At 47.1% G+C, this 18,866-nt stretch carries 19 protein-coding genes and 1 pseudogene; 5 read left to right on the top strand and 15 right to left on the bottom strand.

The genetic code is table 11. The annotated features are described in order from the left end of the window. The 3 genes and pseudogenes from RMO27_RS10610 to RMO27_RS10620 all read right to left on the bottom strand — a co-directional run. Positions 1 to 292 (bottom strand): annotated as a pseudogene (locus tag RMO27_RS10610) (cytochrome c biogenesis protein CcdA); the annotation flags it as partial. 37 nt (positions 293 to 329) lie between these two features. Then, on the bottom strand, positions 330 to 857 hold the full coding sequence (locus tag RMO27_RS10615) for a thioredoxin domain-containing protein (protein WP_309732158.1): 528 nt from the start codon (positions 855 to 857) through the stop codon (positions 330 to 332). A gap of 102 nt (positions 858 to 959) precedes the next feature. Beyond that, positions 960 to 1,490, bottom strand: a complete 531-nt coding sequence (locus tag RMO27_RS10620; RefSeq protein WP_309732159.1) for a thioredoxin domain-containing protein — start codon at positions 1,488 to 1,490, stop codon at positions 960 to 962. Positions 1,491 to 1,867: 377 nt separating this feature from the next. Between RMO27_RS10620 and RMO27_RS10625 the strand changes: the two genes are divergently transcribed. The 3 genes from RMO27_RS10625 to RMO27_RS10635 are packed head-to-tail and all read left to right on the top strand — an operon-like array spanning position 1,868 to position 4,680. After that, positions 1,868 to 2,503 (top strand): cupin, encoded by a 636-nt coding sequence (locus tag RMO27_RS10625; protein WP_309732161.1) that lies wholly within the window; start codon positions 1,868 to 1,870, stop codon positions 2,501 to 2,503. A 26-nt stretch (positions 2,504 to 2,529) separates the two neighbouring features. Further along, positions 2,530 to 3,990: a HAMP domain-containing sensor histidine kinase gene (locus tag RMO27_RS10630; protein WP_309732163.1), complete on the top strand. Its 1,461-nt coding sequence runs from the start codon at positions 2,530 to 2,532 to the stop codon at positions 3,988 to 3,990. A 9-nt stretch (positions 3,991 to 3,999) separates the two neighbouring features. After that, the gene (locus RMO27_RS10635) at positions 4,000 to 4,680 is read left to right on the top strand and encodes a response regulator transcription factor (RefSeq protein ID WP_309732165.1); all 681 of its coding nucleotides are present in this window, start codon (positions 4,000 to 4,002) and stop codon (positions 4,678 to 4,680) included. A gap of 26 nt (positions 4,681 to 4,706) precedes the next feature. Here RMO27_RS10635 and RMO27_RS10640 read toward each other — a convergent pair whose 3' ends face one another. Continuing rightward, positions 4,707 to 7,400 (bottom strand): chloride channel protein, encoded by a 2,694-nt coding sequence (locus RMO27_RS10640; protein ID WP_309732167.1) that lies wholly within the window; start codon positions 7,398 to 7,400, stop codon positions 4,707 to 4,709. Between the two features lie 266 nt (positions 7,401 to 7,666). Further along, the gene (locus RMO27_RS10645; protein WP_309732169.1) at positions 7,667 to 8,896 is read right to left on the bottom strand and encodes a TetR family transcriptional regulator; all 1,230 of its coding nucleotides are present in this window, start codon (positions 8,894 to 8,896) and stop codon (positions 7,667 to 7,669) included. A 236-nt stretch (positions 8,897 to 9,132) separates the two neighbouring features. Between RMO27_RS10645 and RMO27_RS10650 the strand changes: the two genes are divergently transcribed. Further along, positions 9,133 to 9,984, top strand: a complete 852-nt coding sequence (locus RMO27_RS10650; protein ID WP_309732171.1) for a fatty acid desaturase — start codon at positions 9,133 to 9,135, stop codon at positions 9,982 to 9,984. Positions 9,985 to 10,052: 68 nt separating this feature from the next. On the opposite strand, the gene RMO27_RS10655 is transcribed toward RMO27_RS10650, so the two are convergent. The 3 genes from RMO27_RS10655 to RMO27_RS10665 all read right to left on the bottom strand — a co-directional run bounded on the left by RMO27_RS10655 (position 10,053) and on the right by RMO27_RS10665 (position 12,954). After that, positions 10,053 to 10,649 (bottom strand): TetR/AcrR family transcriptional regulator, encoded by a 597-nt coding sequence (locus RMO27_RS10655; RefSeq protein WP_309732173.1) that lies wholly within the window; start codon positions 10,647 to 10,649, stop codon positions 10,053 to 10,055. 126 nt (positions 10,650 to 10,775) lie between these two features. After that, positions 10,776 to 11,402, bottom strand: coding sequence for a YqiA/YcfP family alpha/beta fold hydrolase (locus RMO27_RS10660; RefSeq protein ID WP_309732174.1), 627 nt, complete (start codon positions 11,400 to 11,402; stop codon positions 10,776 to 10,778). A gap of 268 nt (positions 11,403 to 11,670) precedes the next feature. Next, a complete protein-coding gene (locus RMO27_RS10665) occupies positions 11,671 to 12,954 on the bottom strand; it encodes a saccharopine dehydrogenase NADP-binding domain-containing protein (protein ID WP_309732176.1) in 1,284 nt (427 codons plus the stop codon). A 126-nt stretch (positions 12,955 to 13,080) separates the two neighbouring features. Between RMO27_RS10665 and RMO27_RS10670 the strand changes: the two genes are divergently transcribed. Further along, positions 13,081 to 13,782 carry a HEAT repeat domain-containing protein gene (locus RMO27_RS10670; RefSeq protein WP_309732178.1) on the top strand — a complete coding sequence of 234 codons (702 nt, stop codon included), beginning with the start codon at positions 13,081 to 13,083 and terminating at the stop codon, positions 13,780 to 13,782. A gap of 11 nt (positions 13,783 to 13,793) precedes the next feature. On the opposite strand, the gene RMO27_RS10675 is transcribed toward RMO27_RS10670, so the two are convergent. The 7 genes from RMO27_RS10675 to RMO27_RS10705 all read right to left on the bottom strand — a co-directional run. Further along, entirely contained in the window at positions 13,794 to 14,411 is a 618-nt protein-coding gene (locus RMO27_RS10675) for a DUF1294 domain-containing protein (protein WP_309732180.1), read from the bottom strand. A gap of 125 nt (positions 14,412 to 14,536) precedes the next feature. After that, positions 14,537 to 15,653, bottom strand: a protein-coding gene (gene prfB, locus RMO27_RS10680; RefSeq protein WP_309732183.1) for a peptide chain release factor 2 whose coding sequence is annotated in 2 segments (ribosomal slippage) — positions 14,537 to 15,577 and positions 15,579 to 15,653 — 1,116 coding nt in all. Because the reading frame shifts where the segments join, the coding sequence is not laid out codon by codon here. A gap of 103 nt (positions 15,654 to 15,756) precedes the next feature. After that, on the bottom strand, positions 15,757 to 16,053 hold the full coding sequence (locus RMO27_RS10685) for a DUF3181 family protein (protein WP_309732185.1): 297 nt from the start codon (positions 16,051 to 16,053) through the stop codon (positions 15,757 to 15,759). Beyond that, positions 16,046 to 16,297 (bottom strand): 2TM domain-containing protein, encoded by a 252-nt coding sequence (locus tag RMO27_RS10690; protein ID WP_309732187.1) that lies wholly within the window; start codon positions 16,295 to 16,297, stop codon positions 16,046 to 16,048. The genes RMO27_RS10685 and RMO27_RS10690 overlap by 8 nt, the downstream gene beginning before the upstream one ends. Positions 16,298 to 16,449: 152 nt before the next feature. Next, complete coding sequence (locus RMO27_RS10695; protein ID WP_309732189.1) at positions 16,450 to 17,514, bottom strand: 30S ribosomal protein S1; 1,065 nt, start codon at positions 17,512 to 17,514, stop codon at positions 16,450 to 16,452. 310 nt (positions 17,515 to 17,824) lie between these two features. Further along, entirely contained in the window at positions 17,825 to 18,064 is a 240-nt protein-coding gene (locus RMO27_RS10700) for a hypothetical protein (protein WP_309732191.1), read from the bottom strand. Continuing rightward, the coding region (locus tag RMO27_RS10705) for a DUF5942 domain-containing protein (RefSeq protein ID WP_309732193.1) at positions 18,061 to 18,866 on the bottom strand (806 nt) is incomplete at its 5' end. The genes RMO27_RS10700 and RMO27_RS10705, both read right to left, overlap by 4 nt.

Genomic DNA, 18,866 nt, shown 5'->3' on the forward strand with positions numbered 1-18,866 from the left:
TACAGGGGGAAACACTGGCAATTAAACCACCAATAAAAGCCAGCGGCATCAGTACCAAAGGATTGGCAGTATCTTGTTTGGAAAACCATTCTTGATAGCGGTTTTCTACAAATGAAATTAAGTGTTCGAGTGCCTGAGAAATCGGGCCAGCAATGAGCAATGCTAATACCAAACCCAGTAGTGCTAGACCACCGAATAAAACCCATTTTTTTGGTATTTTTTGGACGTTTAGTTTGTGGCTATTCGGTGGTGGAGTGATATCAATGATATTATTTTCTCGATCTGGTTTCATGATATTTGCTTAATATTGACGATCGATCCCATTTCCATTATTTAGTAATAGCAGCATCTAAGACTTTGGTGTAAGCCATTAAGTCAGGATTGTTGCGGTGCTGTGCCAAGATATTCCTAGTAGCTGGATCGACGATCATCAGCGAACCAGTTTGGGTTTTATTCTCAGTTAAAAATTTACCCAGCCCTAGCTCTTTTGCTCTAGCTTCGGCAGTAGCAGTAGTGGATTTGTCGGATACATCTAGCACCACAAATTCAACTTTGTCTGCATATTTTTGTTTGAGTTGTGCAACAGTAGGTGCAATATTTTTACAAGCAGGGCACCAACTCGCGTAAACATCAACGACAACAGGTTTACCCTGGATTTTTTTTGCTAATGGGCCACCAACAGAAGCCGCGCTTAATTTTTTGCCAGCACAGGGATCGACCTTTTTCCCAGCGCAAGGATCGACTTTACTTTCACCTGCGACATTGTTGCTTGGTGCTGTTGCCGAAGGTGTCGAGCAAGCAGTTGTCAGGCTTAACAATGAAATAGCGGCAAGTACCGCAAGATATTTAAGTTTCATATTTTTTGTGAATATTTTTTCTAATTAGTCCGCATAGGCGAACTTTGCATCACTAGTGGCGACTTTAGTCGCTGGCTAACAAAAAGCGGATTGCGAACGGATCTACTTTTTAGCGATCGCGGAATCTAGTACACTGGAATAAGCACTTAGTTCAGCATTATTACGTTCCTGTCCCAAGATATTTCCGGTGGCTGGATCGACGATCGTGAGTGAACCAGTTTGAGTTTTGTTAGCTGCGAAAAACTTACTCAGACCTAATTGTTTAGCCTTGGCTTCTGCTTTTGCAGAACTAGCTTTGTCAGACACATCTAATGTTACGAAAGTGATTTTGTTACCATACTGCTGCTTGATTTTGGAAACAGTGGGGGCAATATTTTTGCAAGCAGGGCACCAACTAGCATAGATATCCACAACTACTGGTTTGCCTTGTAATTGTTTCGCTAATGGGCCACCAACGGAATTAGCAGCTTTGACTTTACCAGCACAGGGATTTGGTTTCGCAGCGCAAGGGTTTGGCTTAGAAGCACAGGGATTGGCAACTGCGGGGGTTACACCAAAGATGATGGTTGGTGCAGCAGTCACGATGCTGAGGAGGGAAATGGCAGCAAATGCAGCAAGAAATTTAACTTTCATGGGATTCTCTTTTTAGAAATACTTGGGTGTTGGTTTTGTGTGCTCAATCTTTTGGGCTTGAATATCATTAAAGTTCGACAAGATGAGTCTCAGATGAAGAAGACATGGAGATTAGATAAAATAATTTGCGATCTAAATATTGTGAGTGAGATGTGAGATCCCCGACTTCTTCGCGAAGTCGGGGATCTGTCCTAATGCGGAGATCTACCCACCCCGCCTGCGGCACCTCTCCTTGGAGGGGATTTGCCTTCGTGTTCTTCTTGTAAGACAGTAAAAGATTGCCATCTTCAGCAAAAATTCATCTTGCCATTAGGTAGGGATCACTTAGATCTCGAATACTTCTCTTAAACTTGAGATCGGGTACTAGGGGAGCAAATATGTTGGAGAAAGACTGGTTGGCGACAGATGAAGGACGGTGTATACCTTGTGACACTGACGAACAGGCGAATTGGATCGATCGACCCTATCGGCTCTATCGCTTCCTGACTGATGTTGAAGATATCGTCGATCGAGAAAGTGACGATCGCATTCGCCTCCAACGCATCTGTCCCCTCGTCCGACGGCTGCTGAATAGTTGTGAGTGGTTGCAACTGAACTTTTTGCCGCCAGATCCCGAAACGGGTTGGTCGGTGCAGATGCTCTATGATGAGCCAGATTTCCCGCTGACGATTCAAACGGTGGTTTGGTCGCCAGGAACAGCTTCCCCAGTCCACAATCATGCTACCTGGGGAATTGTGGCACTGTTAGATGGACAAGAAAAAAACACTTTTTGGCAGCGATCGCCAAACACCGAATTTCCCGATCGCATCAAAGCCAGCGGCGATCGAATTCTCACCCCTGGCGACATTCTTTGCTTCACTCCTGATGCCATCCATCAGATTGAAGCCATCGGTGACGAACCGACGATTAGCTTCAATCTCTATGGTGCGACAGATTACGATCGCCGCTTTGAATTCGTTGGCGGAGCCTTCCCTTTGGGAAATCCCCTGCGCGCTACTGCTGAGATTTTTTAATTCTTTCAACTATTCCCGATCGACTAATGCCCCGCCAGAACCTTGTCCCCAAACCGATCCGTAACTTATTCAGACTGCGAATTTCACCGACTTCGTTGCAGTTTCGATTGACTCTAGAATTGGTGACACTCTCTGCCATTGGAGTGAGTGCTGTCGCATTCTGGGCGGGATGGCAAATGGAGCAAAATTTAGTGACATCTCACAAGCAATTGCTGGAGTATGTAGCCATGCGTTTTCCCGAACAGGTGGAAATGTATAGTGAAGCAAAAACTGTGGAGGTGGGGCTAGAACGGACGATCGATAAGCTTTCGACTTCGGGAGTATCGATCTGGGTGCAAGAGCCTGACGGCAAGATTCTGGGCAAGTCTTCAGGGATAAATCAGCCCTCGCCCAATCTACTGAATGCTTTCACCCAAACCGCAGCACCTGTCAAACCCACGATCGTCCAATTTGGCGATCGCTATCTAGTTTTATGTGGGAATCCCCTGAACGTCAATGGTAAACTGGTGGGCAAAGTATACCTTTCTCAAGATGTTACGAGCGATCGACATCAATTAACCACTGGCATTAATCGTCTAATTGCGATCGGCATTCTCGCAATTTTCCTGCTAACGATCGCCATCTCCCAGCGAATTCGCAAAACACTTCAACCATTGGGGCAAATGAGCCAAATTGCCAGCAACGTTTCTGCTGACGATCTGGGTGCGGCTCAACTCGAACTTCAGCAAGCACCCGATGAGGTTCTGGGACTGGCAACCGCCTTTAATGAAATGACAGTGAGATTGTCAGGGGCATGGGAGCAACAGCGTCAATTTGTGGGCAATGTTTCCCACGAACTTCGCACACCGCTATCTGTTGTCCTCGGCTACCTTCAAAGTTTATTGCGACGGGGGGATAATCTTAGTACTCATCAGCAACACGCCCTAGAAACAGCGATCGCTGAAACCGATCGAACGATTAGAATGCTCCAAGATTTACTCGATCTCGCTCGTGCTGATAGTGGTAATCTCCATTTTCGCCACAGTCCGGTAGTTCTCAATACCCTGATTGCCGAAGTCGTCGAGATGAGTCAGAAAGTCAGCAAGTATCCGATTTCAGTGTCAACAACTTCAGATGATGTTGTTGCCCTAGCAGATCAAGATCGGCTGATGCAAGTATTAATTAATCTTGTCGATAATGCGATTAAGTACTCGAATAGTCCGATCGAGCTAATCCTCGAACAAACCGCAGATTGGGCGATCGTTCACGTCCAAGATCGGGGGATTGGGATTGCACTAGAACATCAAAACCGGATTTTTGAGCGATTTTATCGAGCAGAAGGATCGTCAACTCGTTCGCGGGATGGGACGGGTTTGGGTTTGGCGATTTCTAAAAGCTTAATTGAAGGGATGAACGGTAAAATTACACTGCGATCGAAACCCAATGAAGGGAGTATTTTTACAATTTCCTTGCCAATCTGGAAACCATCATCTGTATCTAATCAGTAAGGGTAACTTATGAACGATCGAATTCTGCTAGTTGAAGATGACACAAAATTGGCGGGTTTTATTGAAGAAGAGCTGATCTTAGAAGGCTATCAGGTTACTGTTGCTACAAATGGTTTAGATGGATTGACAATCGCCCGCAATCTGCAACCAGATCTATTGATTTTAGATTGGATGCTGCCAGGGATCTCTGGTCTAGATTTGTGTCTGCGGTTGAGATCGACCGGGATTCAGGTACCGATTATTATGCTCACCGCTAAAGATGAAATTCCCGATCGAGTCGCGGGATTAAATGCTGGCGCGGATGATTATGTCACTAAACCTTTTAGTATTGAAGAATTACTTGCCAGAGTAAAAGCTAGATTAAGACGAATACAGCCCGGAGATTCGGATGCGTTTGAATTTGAAGATTTAACCTTAAATCGACTCACTCATGAAGTTTATCGAAACACCAAATTAATTGAGTTAACTGCCAAAGAATTCGATCTATTGGAATATTTACTTCGACATCCTCGCCAAGTGATGACCCGCGACCAAATACTGGAAAAAGTTTGGGGTTATGATTTTATGGGTGAATCAAATATCATTGAAGTCTATATTCGTGCCTTACGCCTCAAGTTAGAAATAAACAATCCTAAACGTCTACTGCATACAGTCCGTGGTGTAGGGTATGTGTTGAGGGAGTATGATTGAGTTCGAGCAATCTCTTTGACATGGCATTAATTTGACTCGGAAGTTGCCGCTCTGACTACAATAACCGTGCAGTCAGAACCCTGCGCGATCGCTTCGGGAATATTCCCTTGAATTGTCTGTTGGAGTAAACCCTCCCGACTCGCTCCCAAGATAATTGCATCGCATTTTTTCTCGGTGGCAAGATCGATCGCCGTAGCAGCGATCGCATCAGAATAGAGCGGTCTAATAGTGGTGGGAATGCTTAGGTATTGTCGAACAAAATCGGCAGTTATAGTTAAGTTGTCCAGATCTGGCTGGGAATTAGTAGGATCGAAAAATTGACAGAGGTAAATCTCTGGATCGCGACTGAAAGAAATTAAAGCTGGCAATAACTTTAGAGCATACGGCATATTAGGGCCGCCAGAAATTGGCACTAGCCAACGATTGAGATTAGTCAGCCGTAACATAGCTTCCACCGCACTTTGTGGATTTAAAAGCTCATTTTTTGCTGATAATTGGCTGACATTTTGCAACTTTTTACCCAATTTAATTAATACCACCGGACAAGGAGCTTGTCTAATTGCCGTATCCACGGTATTCCCAAGCATCCGACCTGGAGTAGATGTTTTACCCTGCCAACCCATGCAAAGGAGATCGATATGTCGCTCTTTAATTGTCTCTAGAATGGTACTAGCCGGATCGTGAGCGACGCGGATTTGAGTATGTACCGGAATATCCCAGATTTTGCCTTGGGCGGTGGCTCGTTCTAATAGTTGACGACTAGATCTAATATCTACAGCGGTTTCAGTCGGGGAACTGGCATGAGGGATGACGATCGCACAGAGGCATTCTAATTCGTAGTCGTTTTCTCTGGCTATTTCCGCAGCCAGTCGCAGTAGGAGATCGGCAGTGTGGGGATTGCTCAGGGGTACTAGTAATCGTCCCTTACCCGTAGCTGGAGATCGAGTTTGATAGACGAGATAAGAGGGATTTGGTTGTGGTTTGAGGAGACTAATCTTACTACTTACCCGCTCGGCTTCACAGCGAATAATATCGGCACGGGTAATGATTCCCACCAGTCTGCGCCCCTCAATCACTGGCAAACGACTGACTTGATGGCGATCTAATAAATGCAAGATGGATGTGAGCGTATCTTGGGGCGTAACTGTAATTACCCGCTTTGTCATGATTTTACTCAGGGGCGTGTTCAGATCCCAAAGCTGGGATGGGAGCGCAGCCAAATCGCTCTGAGTGAGGATGCCAACTAATATACCCTCATCTAGAATCGGAAATCCCCGATGGTGGGAACGCGCAAAGGCTTGGATAGCTTCTTCGATCGGCATTTGACTAGCAAGTGTCTCCACCCGCCGTTGCATGATGTCAGCGGCGATTAAACCTTCCCACCGTCGATCTGCTAAATTTGGACGTTCGATATTAATTCCCTTGCGGGTGAGTAAATGTTGATAAATAGAGTCGGGAAATAGTTGTTCAGCGACTAGATAGGCAACGACAGAGCCAATCATTAGGGGTAAAATTAGATCGAACTGAGCAGTCATTTCCCAGACGAGGGCAATCGCCATGATTGGGCGGCGGGTAATGGCACTAAACACCGCGCTCATCCCTGTTAGAGCGTAAACTGTCGGCGAACTCAGAATCGGATTGAAGGGCAGCAGATCGCTATGATAGCCACTCTGAATACCTGTAGCTACTAAATTTCCCAACGCGGCACCCAAAACCAAACTCGGTGATAATAGTCCGCCTGGAGCCGTCGAACCAAATGCGACTAAGCACATCAAAAATTGACTCACCAAAATCCAGGCTGCGGTTTGCCATTGAATATCACCAATTACCAAAAAATCTTTTAAATCTCTACTCCCTTGTAAAGCATCTGGCAAGAGAGAAGTAATAATTCCGGTGACGCCACCAGCTACAGCGATTTTAACAGCTAACGATCGACCGTGAAATCGATCGTGATAGAACTGCAAACTTGCTAGTAAACTCCGATTGCAAATCGCACCCACTAATCCGCCCAGCATCCCCACCACCATCAGCAGGGGAATCTCAGCCACGGAAAATTGGATCTGAAGATTATTCAAATCGGGAATCATCCCGCGCCCACCCAGCCCCAATGAAACCACCCCACCCACTACTGCCGCGATAATCGCTGTCCCCAAAGTCAGATCGGGCAAATCTTGTAAGAGTTCTTCAATAACAAATATTACCCCTGCCAGCGGTGCATTAAAACTTGCAGCTAGCCCCGCCGCTGCTCCTGCGGCAATCAATTGACGTTGATAGGTGGGAGAAGTATTTGTCCAATAGCTCAATTGAGCGGCTAGAGCTGCGCCAATCTGCACGGTGGGGCCTTGTCGCCCCAGAACTAAGCCAGTACCAAGTGAGAGACAAGTGCCCAGCCATTTTACCACCGCCACCCGTAGATCCAAGGCGATCGGGACATACCCTAACGCAGCCTTAACTTGAGGAATACCACTGCCAGTTGCTTCTGGAGCGAATCTTTCCACCAGTAAGCCACTCAAACCCCCACCGACAATCCCCACCAGCGGGAGTACCAGCCAAGCTGGATAGATGCCCGTCAAACCCACCCGCCAGCCTTCCAACCACAATACCGACTGTTTGAGACTAACCGCTGCCAGCGCAGAGATTAACCCGATCGCACAAGCTTCAAAAATCGCGATTTGTTTTGGGCGTAATACTCGATCGCCTTGTCGAGCAAACCAGGACATCAACATCGGGGTTAAATTCCAATAGCATAACTTGATCGAGTCCTGAGATGATGTTCGGTGTAAACTTCGATTCTCTGGCACAGAGGCTACGCCAATGATCGACCGCAAAAGTCCACTAAATCCTCCTCCATCTCGATCTGTTGATACCGTGTCAGTAAACTCTAGAAAGATTTTCCGCTCTCAGCAAAAACCCGCTTCAGAAGCAGGTTTCGATTAATTCAGAATCCTTAACTCGGTGGTTGGTGCCAATGCTACTCAAACTCCAACTAGATCGATCGCGATGCTGTATCGACAGTAAATGCCTGTGCTAAAACTGTCAACTCTTTGGCTCGAAGTACATAAGGTTCGAGTTGACTGATTTCCCATCCGGTCAGTACTTGCATCGCTTCGATCGATAATCCCCTCACGATCATTTCCACACACCAAGTAGCTTGAGCCTGCTCGATCGTCGGTGGTGCGCCCATCGGGGCTAACAGTTCGCCAATCGATTGTTGCCACAGTTGGCTCAAATCTGCCTGTGTTAATGCCATTCCATCCGAATTGATGAATAGAGCCGGATTAGTGTCTTTGCGGCTTCTAAGCCATTGTGTGAGGGGATTTTTGAGATAGGAACCGTAGCGTTTACCGAGAATCCATTGATTGACTGGTACTTGACGCGCCGAGCCGTGCGTTATTTGCAATAATTGGCGATCGCTACTACTCAAATGATTCGATCGAGTCAATGACACCAGCTCATTCGCACTCAATCCCGCTCCAAATAAAACATAAACCAACGCGTTGGTTTGCAGACTATGTTTTTTGGCTTGCTGAAGGATTTGATGCACGATTGCTTCGGGTAAATCGAGTTGAATTACCAGATGTTCGGAGCTAGTAGCTACAGTTAATTGTGGCGAAGTTCCAGCCACCGCACCAGCTAGAAATAATGCCACCACTCGATCGAGAAAATCCGCTCGGTCGCGCCACAAACCATGAAATTCGCTAGTTAATTCGATCGTCGCATAGCCGAATAATAAGGTATGCAACAAGCTGGTTAATTGCTCGATCGGTAACTGTAAATCCGACTGCGATTCGCCGATATTAGTTTTTAAATACTTAGCAACGCGGCGATTGGCTCGATCGAAACTGCGTCCCAAGCCTTGGCGATTTTCGGGGGAATATTGCCCCGATTCACCAACGAGCGATCGAATCACGGCGGGAGTTTGTTCTAGGGCTTGGAGACAGGTATTGGCATAGGTGCGGAGCATTTCTGCCAAATTACTCGCTGGTGGTAATTCTGTGGTCAAACTCTGTCCCAATTGCGCGAACACATCCGCGTCTTCAATTACCGCCAGCAATAAGCCATGTTTATTCCCAAATTGGCGAAACAAAGTTACCTCATTTACCTGCGCGAGTTCCGCAATCTGCTTGGTCGTCGTCTCACTCACCCCCTGGCTGGCAAATAATTCGATCGCGGCCTGGATGATTTTTTGGCGGTTCAGATTACGAGAAGATGTCATGGGGTATTGGTTATATCAACTTACTGAAGTAGCGATCGACCGAATATGCAAGTGATACTTGCACAATCAAAAAAAGCTTGTTAGGATGTAAATGCAAGCGTTACTTGCAACTCCTCTTTCTACTATACCTAGATGCCGAACCCAATGTCCAAATTAGGGGTTGGGGATTAGCGGTTAGGGATGAGGGGAACTTAAAATCCACAGCCTAAAACCTCAAACCTCAAACCTAATTATTTATGACTGCTAATTTGTTAGAGAAGCGCGAGCATAGCTCGCAGCCGAAGGAAACGGCACCACTAAGTTGGACGAATGTATTCTTTTTTGGCTCTTTTCATCTAATCGCTTTGGCGGCACCGTGGTATTTTAATTGGTCGGCACTCGGAGCGGCAATCGTATTGCATTGGCTGTTTGGATCGATCGGGATTTGTTTGGGCTTTCACCGCTTGCTGACACACCGCAGTTTTCAGGTACCCAAACCGCTCGAATATGTCTTTGCGACCCTCGGCGCATTAGCACTCCAAGGCGGCCCGATTTTCTGGGTAGCCGGACATCGCCAGCACCACTTGTATACCGAAGATTGGGACAAAGATCCCTACTCGGCGAAGCGGGGGTTCTGGTGGAGTCACATGTTGTGGATTTTTTACCCAAAAGCTAATTTCTTTAACATTGATGAGTATAAGAAAGCAGCACCAGATTTAGCTAAAGATGCTTACTACCGCTGGCTCGATAAATATTTTCTGTTTTTACAAATCCCGGTTGGATTGCTATTGTATGCGATCGGTGGTTGGTCGTTTGTGATTTATGGTGTATTTGTCCGAGCGGTGATTCTGTGGCACAGTACTTGGCTGATCAATTCGGCTAGTCACATCACTGGCTACCGGACACACGAATCGGATGACAATTCGCGCAATCTCTGGTGGGCGGCTCTGCTGACTTATGGCGAAGGCTGGCACAATAATCACCATGCGTATCCCAATGTCGCCAAAGGTGGCTGGCAGTGGTGGGAACTGGATATGACTTGGTGGTCGATTCAATTATTGCAAAAGCTCGGTTTGGCTAAACGGGTCATCTTACCGCCGACAACTTAACATTGTCACTGAATTTTAATTGGGACAAATAATTGGGTAGGGGCAATTCATGAATTGCCCCTACCCAATTATTTGACAGTAGCTAATCCGTTGATATAGTCATGAAGATGAGCGATCGCGAGATCGAGATAAGTATCGTCACCGTACAATTTGCTCATCATAATTGCTCCTTCGATCGTCACGAATAGAATCGTTGAAACTTTTTCGTGGTCGGTAGTATCAGCTAGTTCGCCCTGGCGAATGCCTAGCTCAACGATACTGGCAATCAGTGCGCGAAGATTATTGACGGCGGCTTGGACGTGGGTGCGTAACAGGGGGTGGGTATCATCACTCTCCACTGCTGTGTTCAAAATCGGACAGCCACCCGCCCCAATTGGCTGGGCGGTAAAGCCTTTGAAACTATCTGCAAAAGCGTGTAATCGATCAATCGCCGTTTCTTGAATCGATACTTTGGCCAGCGCAGCTTCGAGAATCAAACCGAGGGTATAGTCAAAGGCCGCGACGGCAATTTCATCTTTACTTTTAAAATGATGATAAATGCCACTTTTCGCCAACCCGGTCAGGCGCATAATATCGGCAATCGAAGACCCAAAATAACCACGTTTGTTAAAAACGATTGCAGCATTTTCAACGATTTTTTGTTTAGTGCGCTCTGCTTTAGACACTGCCACTTAACTAATTTTTAAGATTAATTAATATTCTACGACAATTTATGTAGGTAAGTCAACATGAATGTAATTCGGCGATCAATTGGCTCGATCGCCGATAAAAAGTTACGATCGATACATTTATCAGTGACTGAAGTCACAAATCTCTGTCCAAATTCGATCGCTGATATTGGTAAGCTGGTGGTCGCTCTCCCACTCCAGCAGCTCGACCCAATGCCGATCTTTGCGAAAGTCTCGACTTGCAGAAATGGGAATTACGTCATCATTAATACCATGAATAATTAGAGTGGGTAAGACCCGATCGATCTGAGAAAGAGGATATCGACGAGCGTCAACAACGAAATTGTAATGTAGGGGTGATAAATTTTTGAGAGCATGATGGTAGATAGGTAAATAATAGGTGTTTTTCCACAAATTTAATTGGCGATCGCCAATTTTTGGTAGCCAATGATTCAGAAAATCAAAAGCTGGTGCCAACAGTACTAACTTCTCAACTTGAGGATAGTCTTGAGCGATGATTGTTGACACCCATCCGCCGAGACTAGATCCAATTAACGTGACTGGAGTGCCATCTTGAGGAAATAAATTGACAACTTGAGCGATCTGTCGTGAAACTGTCAGATGCGGAAAGTCATCTTGATTGAGATCGGGAACTTGTAACTCGATGCCAATTTTGGCAAACTGTTCCCGAAGATAGATGGCTTTGGTAGATCCCGGCCCAGACGCAAAACCGTGCAAGTAAATATACATGGATTAGCAAGTATGAGAATAGCCAAATTACACTGTGCAGCTCGAACATCGATCTCCAGCTCGTGGGTAATTCCAGCTTTACGTTAACTCTCAACTGTCTGTCTTGTCACGCTTTTTACGTCGGGGAACAAAGGCGTGCGCGCGCCGCAACTGCCAACTGTCAACTGCTGCGATCGAATCAGGTGGGGTGATTTAACTAGATTACCCACAGTCTCGGCGAGAATATTTAACTTACCATCGATCGAGTGAATGTTTTGGGCGATCGTACCTAGTCGATCGTCTGTGGCTCAACACTCTCAACCTCAATCCGCATTCCCGCCGCCCTCAACCGCGCCACCAACACCGCCCCTAACCCCGTTGCTGGCGTCAACACCCCACCCCGCTCGATCCCACCTGGCAACCTATCAAAATCTAGCACCAACCCCAACGCCGACTCACACACAAACTTCACAGTCGCCCGATTGCCTGGATCGCCCACATCGGCAATTAGTCCCCGCACCCGCGAGCCATCACTCCCCCAGCCCAATAATTCGCACCGAAACCACCCCTCATTCATCGCTTGCTCTGTCGGGCCAGTCCCTGGCTGCGGCATCCCCTTCAGTAACAGTGCACGCAAGGGCGGCACCTGAATCGCGCCAGCAATTAACGCCAAACCTCCCACCATCGCCGCCGCTGGCAACCACCCCCACTGCGGATCGAACTTCAAATATTCCTGATAACCAAAATCCGCCCCATAAGACTCCTGCCATCGATCGAATAACGCCCAACTCCGCCGCACGATCCGCGTATTCACCGGCCCCATAAAAAATGGTGCAGTCCAAGTCTCCACATCTCCATCGAATTGCGGCGTAATGGGGTCACGATGCCGCTCTAGATCTGTCGGTACGGATTCCGGCGGATTGAGCAAAAACGGGTTAGTAACTCGCTCCAATTGACCGCGATCGTAAAGATCTAAACCCGAAGCCAATGTACCACCATTAAACCCGCCAGCCGCTTGATAATAAGCCTTCACCTGCTGACAATCCACCCCGCGTTCCTGCTGGAGATAACGCACCACCAGATACGCACCCAAATCCGACGGCACCGAATCAAAGCCACAACAAGGAATAATCCGCGTCCCATCCGCAGCAGCTTGAGTGTGGTGTCGATCGATTAAATCCCTCACCCACGGCGTTTCGCCCGTAATATCCACATAATGCGTTTGGTGGCGTACGCAAGCCGCCACAATTTCATCTCCATATACCCCAAATGGCCCCGCTGTATTCAACACTACCCGCGTTTGCGATCCGATCGCATCGATCGCCGCCCGATCCTGACTATCCGCCACGAGGATATCGACATCCACCCCAACTTGAGCCATCACTGATTCTAACTTCTGGCGATCGCGACCGGCGATCGCCCACCGCACTTCACCAGGCTGAGTATGCTCGGCAAAATACCGCACAGTTTGCTGTCCGACGAAGCCACTAGCTCCATACAGCACGACATCATAAGTTGTTTGGCGCATTCTGGGAATAGTTGATAGTTGATAGTTGATAGTCGATCGAGTCAAAATTTAGCACCTAGCCAATTTGCGCTCGAACGTATCGAATCGATCGATACCTAACATCGATTGTAGCCCCCGATGATTTAAATTAAGTGTAAAATTTAAGTCTAGCTCCCACCTCTGAATAATTGAATGTCTGACAATGATGAATTGCAGATCGATCTAGAGCAGATTGATCGAGATTTACGCGGTCGCGCGATCGATAAACAAAGAGTAGCATTAGACAAATTAGCCCAGGTTCCTGCCGATTTAGCTATCCCATTACTCGCCCGATTATTAACATCTACTGATTTTATCCAACGGCGGCTGGCGGTGATGGGCTTGGGCAATCATCGGGTCGAGGCGTCATTTCAACTCCTAACAGGTGTGATTAACAGCGATGGCGATCCGAATGTCATGGGTGAAGCGGCAAATGCGATCGTCGATTTTGGCGATCGCGCAATCCCATTATTAGTAACTTTATTTCGGAAGACCGATAGTTGGTTAGTCCGTCAAAGTATTATCCCCTTATTACTCGATACTAATTATCATTCAGAACTTTTAACTATTTCTGAAATCGCGATCGCCGATGAGACACAATCAGTAAAAGAGGTGGGGATTTTGGCACTGGGACATTTATTAACTTCACCTGTAGCTGATCGATCGTTAGCGTTACTTTTAGAATTATGTAAAGATCCTATCTGGCGCAATCGGTGGCGAGCTGCGATCGCGCTCCAAAGCCTCCAAAATCCGGCTACCAAGGCTGCGATCTCCCAGCTCCAGCAGGATGAGCATTTTCGGGTAGTAGCGGCAGCTTTAGAAGTTGCCAACTACTGGGCGAGTCAGTCTCTTTAGGTGAATTTGTGCTATCGCACTAGAAGTAGGCAGCACAAACAACCAGCTTGGTGGATGATGACGATCGTCCAAAACTTAATCTGATAAGACTTTTTTTTGTTTTTATGGCGTAGGATTTGCTGCCCAGCAAATCCACCTAACCATCCACCTGCAAGTTCCCATAAATGCAGATTCTGCTCTGAGATTCTCCACTTTCCTCGATTTGCACGAGACTTATCATCAGCATATAAGGCATAAGTAAAGACACTCATTATCGGATAGAGGACGAGTGGCAGTGGATTACGTATCGTTGCAAAAAAATGAATCGAGCAAAGTAAAGGCAAAATTGAAAGTAGTAATATCTTCTGGATCAGGAAAGGCGAGGTTGCCATGCTAATCAAAGATCGGGAGGATAACGCTGGCTTCTTTCTCGCTCCTAAAATAAAAGCGTTATTAGCACGACGTTTACCATCTTTCTCAGCTACAACATAGTAGTAAATGGTATCATCTACTTGTGGGCGACGCGTTGCATCTTTGAGTTCGTAAATGTGCAAGAAAACTTCTTGACTGCTATCGATAGCTTGAATAAAACCGAACCCACGTTCGTCATTCCATTTTATAAGTTTGCCTTTAGATAAATTAGTTCTCATCGAACAGCTTAAAACCAGTAAATCTGCAATATTAGGCTACCCATTTTCTAGGTAAAATATAGCATTTTCAAAATTGAGTCGAAAAGTTTGTATGGCTAACCCTTGTGTTTGCCCTGTTAGATCGACTACTCACCCACCATCTGATTTTCTTGCCGCAGATAAGCTTCGATAAACTCATTAATTTCGCCATTCATCACATCACCAACGGCTGTTGTCTCCACACTTGTCCGCAGATCCTTGACCATTTGATAGGGATGAAACACATAGTTGCGAATTTGTTGACCCCAGGCAGCTTCCACCACATCACCCCGAATTTCAGCGATCTCTTTAGTCTTTTGCTCCTGGGCGATAATCAGTAATTTCGCTTTGAGAATTACTAGAGCTTTCTCTTTGTTCTGAAGTTGACTGCGCTCCTGAGTACAGCGCACGGCGACCCCTGTCGGCTTGTGAACAATCCGCACGGCTGTTTCGACCTTATTCACATTTTGTCCGCCTTTACCGCCCGCACGGGTGGTCGTGATTTCCAGATCGGTGTCGGGGATATCGAGCTGGACGGAATTATCAATCAGCGGCATCACTTCCACGCCTGCAAAACTCGTTTGCCGTTTGTCATTGGCATTGAAGGGCGAGATTCTGACGAGACGATGGGTACCTTTCTCACTGCGAAGATAACCGTAGGCATATTTCCCCTCGATTTCTAGCGTCGCGGATTTTAGTCCGGCTTCTTCTCCTTCGGAGATTTCGGCAAGCTGGACTTTGAAATTGCGAGCCTCCGCCCAACGGGTGTACATCCGCAGGAGCATCTCAGCCCAATCCTGGGCATCCGTACCCCCTGCCCCGGCATTGATTGTAAGAACTGCCCCCTTCGCATCGTATGTCCCTGATAATAGTTGTTCTAGTTCCCATCGATCGAGTTCTACACTCATCTGGGAGAGGTTGGATTTGGCTTCTTGGTACAGAGCCTCGTCTGGTTCGAGTTCCAGCAGTTCTAAGGCAGTTTGGGCATCGGTGACGCTGTTTTGCCAGCCTTGAAACTGCTCTAGGTGAGATTTGTAGTCGTTAAGTTCTTGCATGGCAGCTTGCGCCACATTTTGGTTATCCCAAAATTCTGGCTGGGCAGCTACTTGCTCTAAGTCTTGAATTTTGGCCGTTAGTGCGGGGACGTCAAAGATATTGCTGGGTCTTGCCCAGGCGATCGGTCAGGATGTTAATATCGCGTTTAATGTCTACAAGGTCAATCATCGATAAGTTGGGAGTTGGGAGTTGGGAGTAGAGTGGATCGATCTTCTGTAGATTGGGTCGCGCGATAGCAACACCCAACAGCTAGAGATTCCGCAAGCAATATCTACATATCTCGCTCATAGTCTTGGAGAACATCCATGAGGCGGGCTTGAGCAGTGACAGGGATCAGATTGAGCAGGGATGTTTTGAGTCTGCCGCCGCCGAGATCGATCGAGATATTGGTCAGGATTTCGGTGAGTTTGTCGCCATTGAGGCCGTTATTTAGTAATGGAAATACTTGTTCGGCTACAGTGGTATGAAGTTTGGCATCTTTGAGATAGAGGTGCCATTTAGCGACGTCGATATAGACTTTATCGCCGATTTCGGCTGCGAGGTCTTCGATTTGTTGATTGTTAGCCATTAGATTTTGGGGAGTAGTTGGCGATCTTGAATACGTATAATGCGTGAACTAGTAACACTAGTGCCCAGATCCCGGTCATTGATTCCGCCCAACTCCAGTTTGCACGCAGGAAGATATTAAAGAACCACATGCCAGAATTGGTAGCAGCAAAGACAGCAACATTGGCGGCAAAAGTCCAGATATCGTCTAATCTCCGATATTCGGGGTCGTTTCGATCGGGTTCGCGCGGCCATTTTGGAGGCATAGTTAAATTAATTGATAATTGATAGTGAATAATTGATAACTGGGTTTTTAGGTGGGAAAATTGAACCTCGTGCAATCGTTCTCGCGCTGTGAAAATAAAAAGAGGGGCTAGCCCTCTTTTTATTATTTTAGCTAGTAGAAATCAAATTTGACTTAGACTTCGGTAACTACTTCTTCGGCAACTACTTCTTCGGTAGCTTCTGCTACTACTGGTTCTGGTGGGATTTCAGCTTCTTCCATCGCTGAGGGGATTTCTTCTTCGACTAGATCGAGCGGCTCTTCGACAGCAGTAGGAAGCTCGATCGATTCTAAGGGCTGACCAGAAGCTTTAGCTAGCAACATCTCGCGATATTTAGCGGCCATTTCATCAGCCATTTCATAGACACGATCGCGATTTTTGATCATGTCACCTGGTTCTGGCTCCAATTGCTTGGTAGACAGCGAGATCCGACCGCGCTCGGCGTCTAGATCGATGATCATCACTTTGACTTCATCGTTGACGTTGAAGACGCTATGTGGCGTATCGATGTGGTCGTGAGAAATCTCGGAAATGTGCAATAATCCGCTGACGCCACCGATGTCGATGAACGCACCGTAAGGTTTGATGCCGCGTACCGAACCGATCACCACTTCGCCAACTTCCAGACGATTCATCTTCCGTTCGACTAGTGCGCGACGATGACTCAGGACAAGACGGTTGCGATCTTCATCAACTTCGAGGAACTTGAGGGGGAGTTCTTCGTTAACTAATTCTTCCTTGGCTTTGCGGGTGCTGATGTGAGAGCCAGGAATAAATCCGCGCAACCCCTCAATGCGGACGAGGGCACCACCACGGTTGGTTGCGAATACTTGGGAGCGAACGGTCGCATCTTCAGCTTGAAGCTGGCGGACGCGTTCCCATGCCCGCATGTACTCGATCCGGCGGATTGAGAGGGTCAGTTGCCCGTCTTCGTTCTCATCGGTGAGGATAAAAAATTCGCGAGTCTCGTTAGACTGTAAGACTTCTTCAGGCTGATCGACACGGTTGATCGACATCTCCTGGATCGGAATATAGGCGGCAGTTTTCGCGCCAATGTCAATCAGCGCACCCCGTGGCTCCAAGCTGAATACGGTACCAGCAACGACATCGCCAGGGCTAAAGTGGTAATCGTATTTATCGAGTAAGGCTGCGAAATCGTCGAGGGTGAAGCCGATATCTACTGTTTTCTGACTGGCCATGCAATATTATAGTTTATCCTAGTGGTGTTCTCTTCAGTCTTAATCCGCCTCCTATCGATGTACACGCACGTTGACTAAATTAAATCAGTTAATAATGTGTCGCCTACATCTACATATCTCGATTCATCTCGTTACAAGAAGTCGAAGAGTTGATATTTAGAGTCCAAACATCGTATTTTAGCACACGATCAGGCGATTTTTTAGCCTCTGTGGTATGGCGATCGGGTAGTTGCCTCGGTTGGTTCGATCGAAAACGACAAAGGTAGGGACAAAAACTCTGTCCCTACCTTATATTATTCACAACTAGTATTTATTCAACCGAAGAAGGATTTTCTAAAATCTCAAACGAATTGACATTTAAGACCTTCCCAATCATCGCCAGGGTCATGACATCATCATTTAATGTCCCCTGCACCTTCACATGCAATCCAACTCGACGTAAATCGCGAGGGCAATCCAACAACTCGTAAGTCGTGCCATCCTCCGCTACCAATGCCCACGCACCAGTACCAAAACCTTTATGTTCAATTTCACCGATCGCCGTAATCATACTGTTTGAGAATCTCCGCTCGCTGCGAACCTTGCTAAACCAAAACACAACAACCCATTTACTACCAAGAAACCACGAGCGATCCCGCTGTCACCGAGTAGCCAGACTTGGGGAGAGACGACTGCACTCACCAACAGACAAGCAGCTACACCCAAACTAGTACCGACTGCAAACCATTTTCCCTGAGGAAGCGACCAGCAGAACACTAGTAATAGTAGCGGAATAAGGACACTGGCGAACACCGGATTTAAAATACTGTTACCGGCGATCGCATTTCCCAATTCGGGAATCGAGCTACCCAACAGGCGGAATGGGGCTTGGGGTAAGTCGAAGACATAGAATCCTTTGAGGAAGAACAACCCACTGCTACCCGCAATCATCCCGCTAAAGAGAGGGAAACCAAAGGGGACGTAATTGCGAATCAAGAAGGCGAGCAGATACGAACCGAGTACCATCGCGACCTTGGGTAATAAAGCAACCGCACCACCATCGATCCAGAACCGGAGATTGAGATAACCATTATCGCGCAACCAGCGGAAGAAATCATTGAAGGTGATCTTGCCTTTTTGGGCGAGTTTGACCGCACTAGCCGCATCGAGATGCCCAGCACCGTAGAAGTTCTGCGGATCTGCCTCGATTTTGCGGACGGATTGTTGGAGAACGGCGAAGACTTCATCGGGTGCGGTGACACCAGTTGATTCGATCAAAGCAGCCACGCCAGCAACATGCGGCGCAGCCATACTCGTACCTTGGAAGCCAGAAATAATCGGTTCGTTGGTATCGGGATCGATCGTTTCTTGCC

Origin of the sequence: Chamaesiphon sp. OTE_75_metabat_556 (genome assembly GCF_031378165.1) — a bacterium.
Taxonomy (GTDB): Bacteria; Cyanobacteriota; Cyanobacteriia; order Cyanobacteriales; family Chamaesiphonaceae; genus Chamaesiphon.

Excerpts from the sequence above, each read along its gene's own strand:
- RMO27_RS10615 (WP_309732158.1), bottom strand. The coding sequence starts at position 857 with ATGAAACTTAAATATCTTGCGGTACTTGCCGCTATTTCATTGTTAAGC.
- RMO27_RS10620 (WP_309732159.1), bottom strand. The coding sequence starts at position 1,490 with ATGAAAGTTAAATTTCTTGCTGCATTTGCTGCCATTTCCCTCCTCAGC.
- RMO27_RS10625 (WP_309732161.1), top strand. The coding sequence starts at position 1,868 with ATGTTGGAGAAAGACTGGTTGGCGACAGATGAAGGACGGTGTATACCT.
- RMO27_RS10630 (WP_309732163.1), top strand. The coding sequence starts at position 2,530 with ATGCCCCGCCAGAACCTTGTCCCCAAACCGATCCGTAACTTATTCAGA.
- RMO27_RS10635 (WP_309732165.1), top strand. The coding sequence starts at position 4,000 with ATGAACGATCGAATTCTGCTAGTTGAAGATGACACAAAATTGGCGGGT.
- RMO27_RS10640 (WP_309732167.1), bottom strand. The coding sequence starts at position 7,400 with ATGTCCTGGTTTGCTCGACAAGGCGATCGAGTATTACGCCCAAAACAA.
- RMO27_RS10645 (WP_309732169.1), bottom strand. The coding sequence starts at position 8,896 with ATGACATCTTCTCGTAATCTGAACCGCCAAAAAATCATCCAGGCCGCG.
- RMO27_RS10650 (WP_309732171.1), top strand. The coding sequence starts at position 9,133 with ATGACTGCTAATTTGTTAGAGAAGCGCGAGCATAGCTCGCAGCCGAAG.
- RMO27_RS10660 (WP_309732174.1), bottom strand. The coding sequence starts at position 11,402 with ATGTATATTTACTTGCACGGTTTTGCGTCTGGGCCGGGATCTACCAAA.
- RMO27_RS10670 (WP_309732178.1), top strand. The coding sequence starts at position 13,081 with ATGTCTGACAATGATGAATTGCAGATCGATCTAGAGCAGATTGATCGA.
- RMO27_RS10675 (WP_309732180.1), bottom strand. The coding sequence starts at position 14,411 with ATGAGAACTAATTTATCTAAAGGCAAACTTATAAAATGGAATGACGAA.
- RMO27_RS10685 (WP_309732185.1), bottom strand. The coding sequence starts at position 16,053 with ATGGCTAACAATCAACAAATCGAAGACCTCGCAGCCGAAATCGGCGAT.
- RMO27_RS10690 (WP_309732187.1), bottom strand. The coding sequence starts at position 16,297 with ATGCCTCCAAAATGGCCGCGCGAACCCGATCGAAACGACCCCGAATAT.
- RMO27_RS10695 (WP_309732189.1), bottom strand. The coding sequence starts at position 17,514 with ATGGCCAGTCAGAAAACAGTAGATATCGGCTTCACCCTCGACGATTTC.
- RMO27_RS10700 (WP_309732191.1), bottom strand. The coding sequence starts at position 18,064 with ATGATTACGGCGATCGGTGAAATTGAACATAAAGGTTTTGGTACTGGT.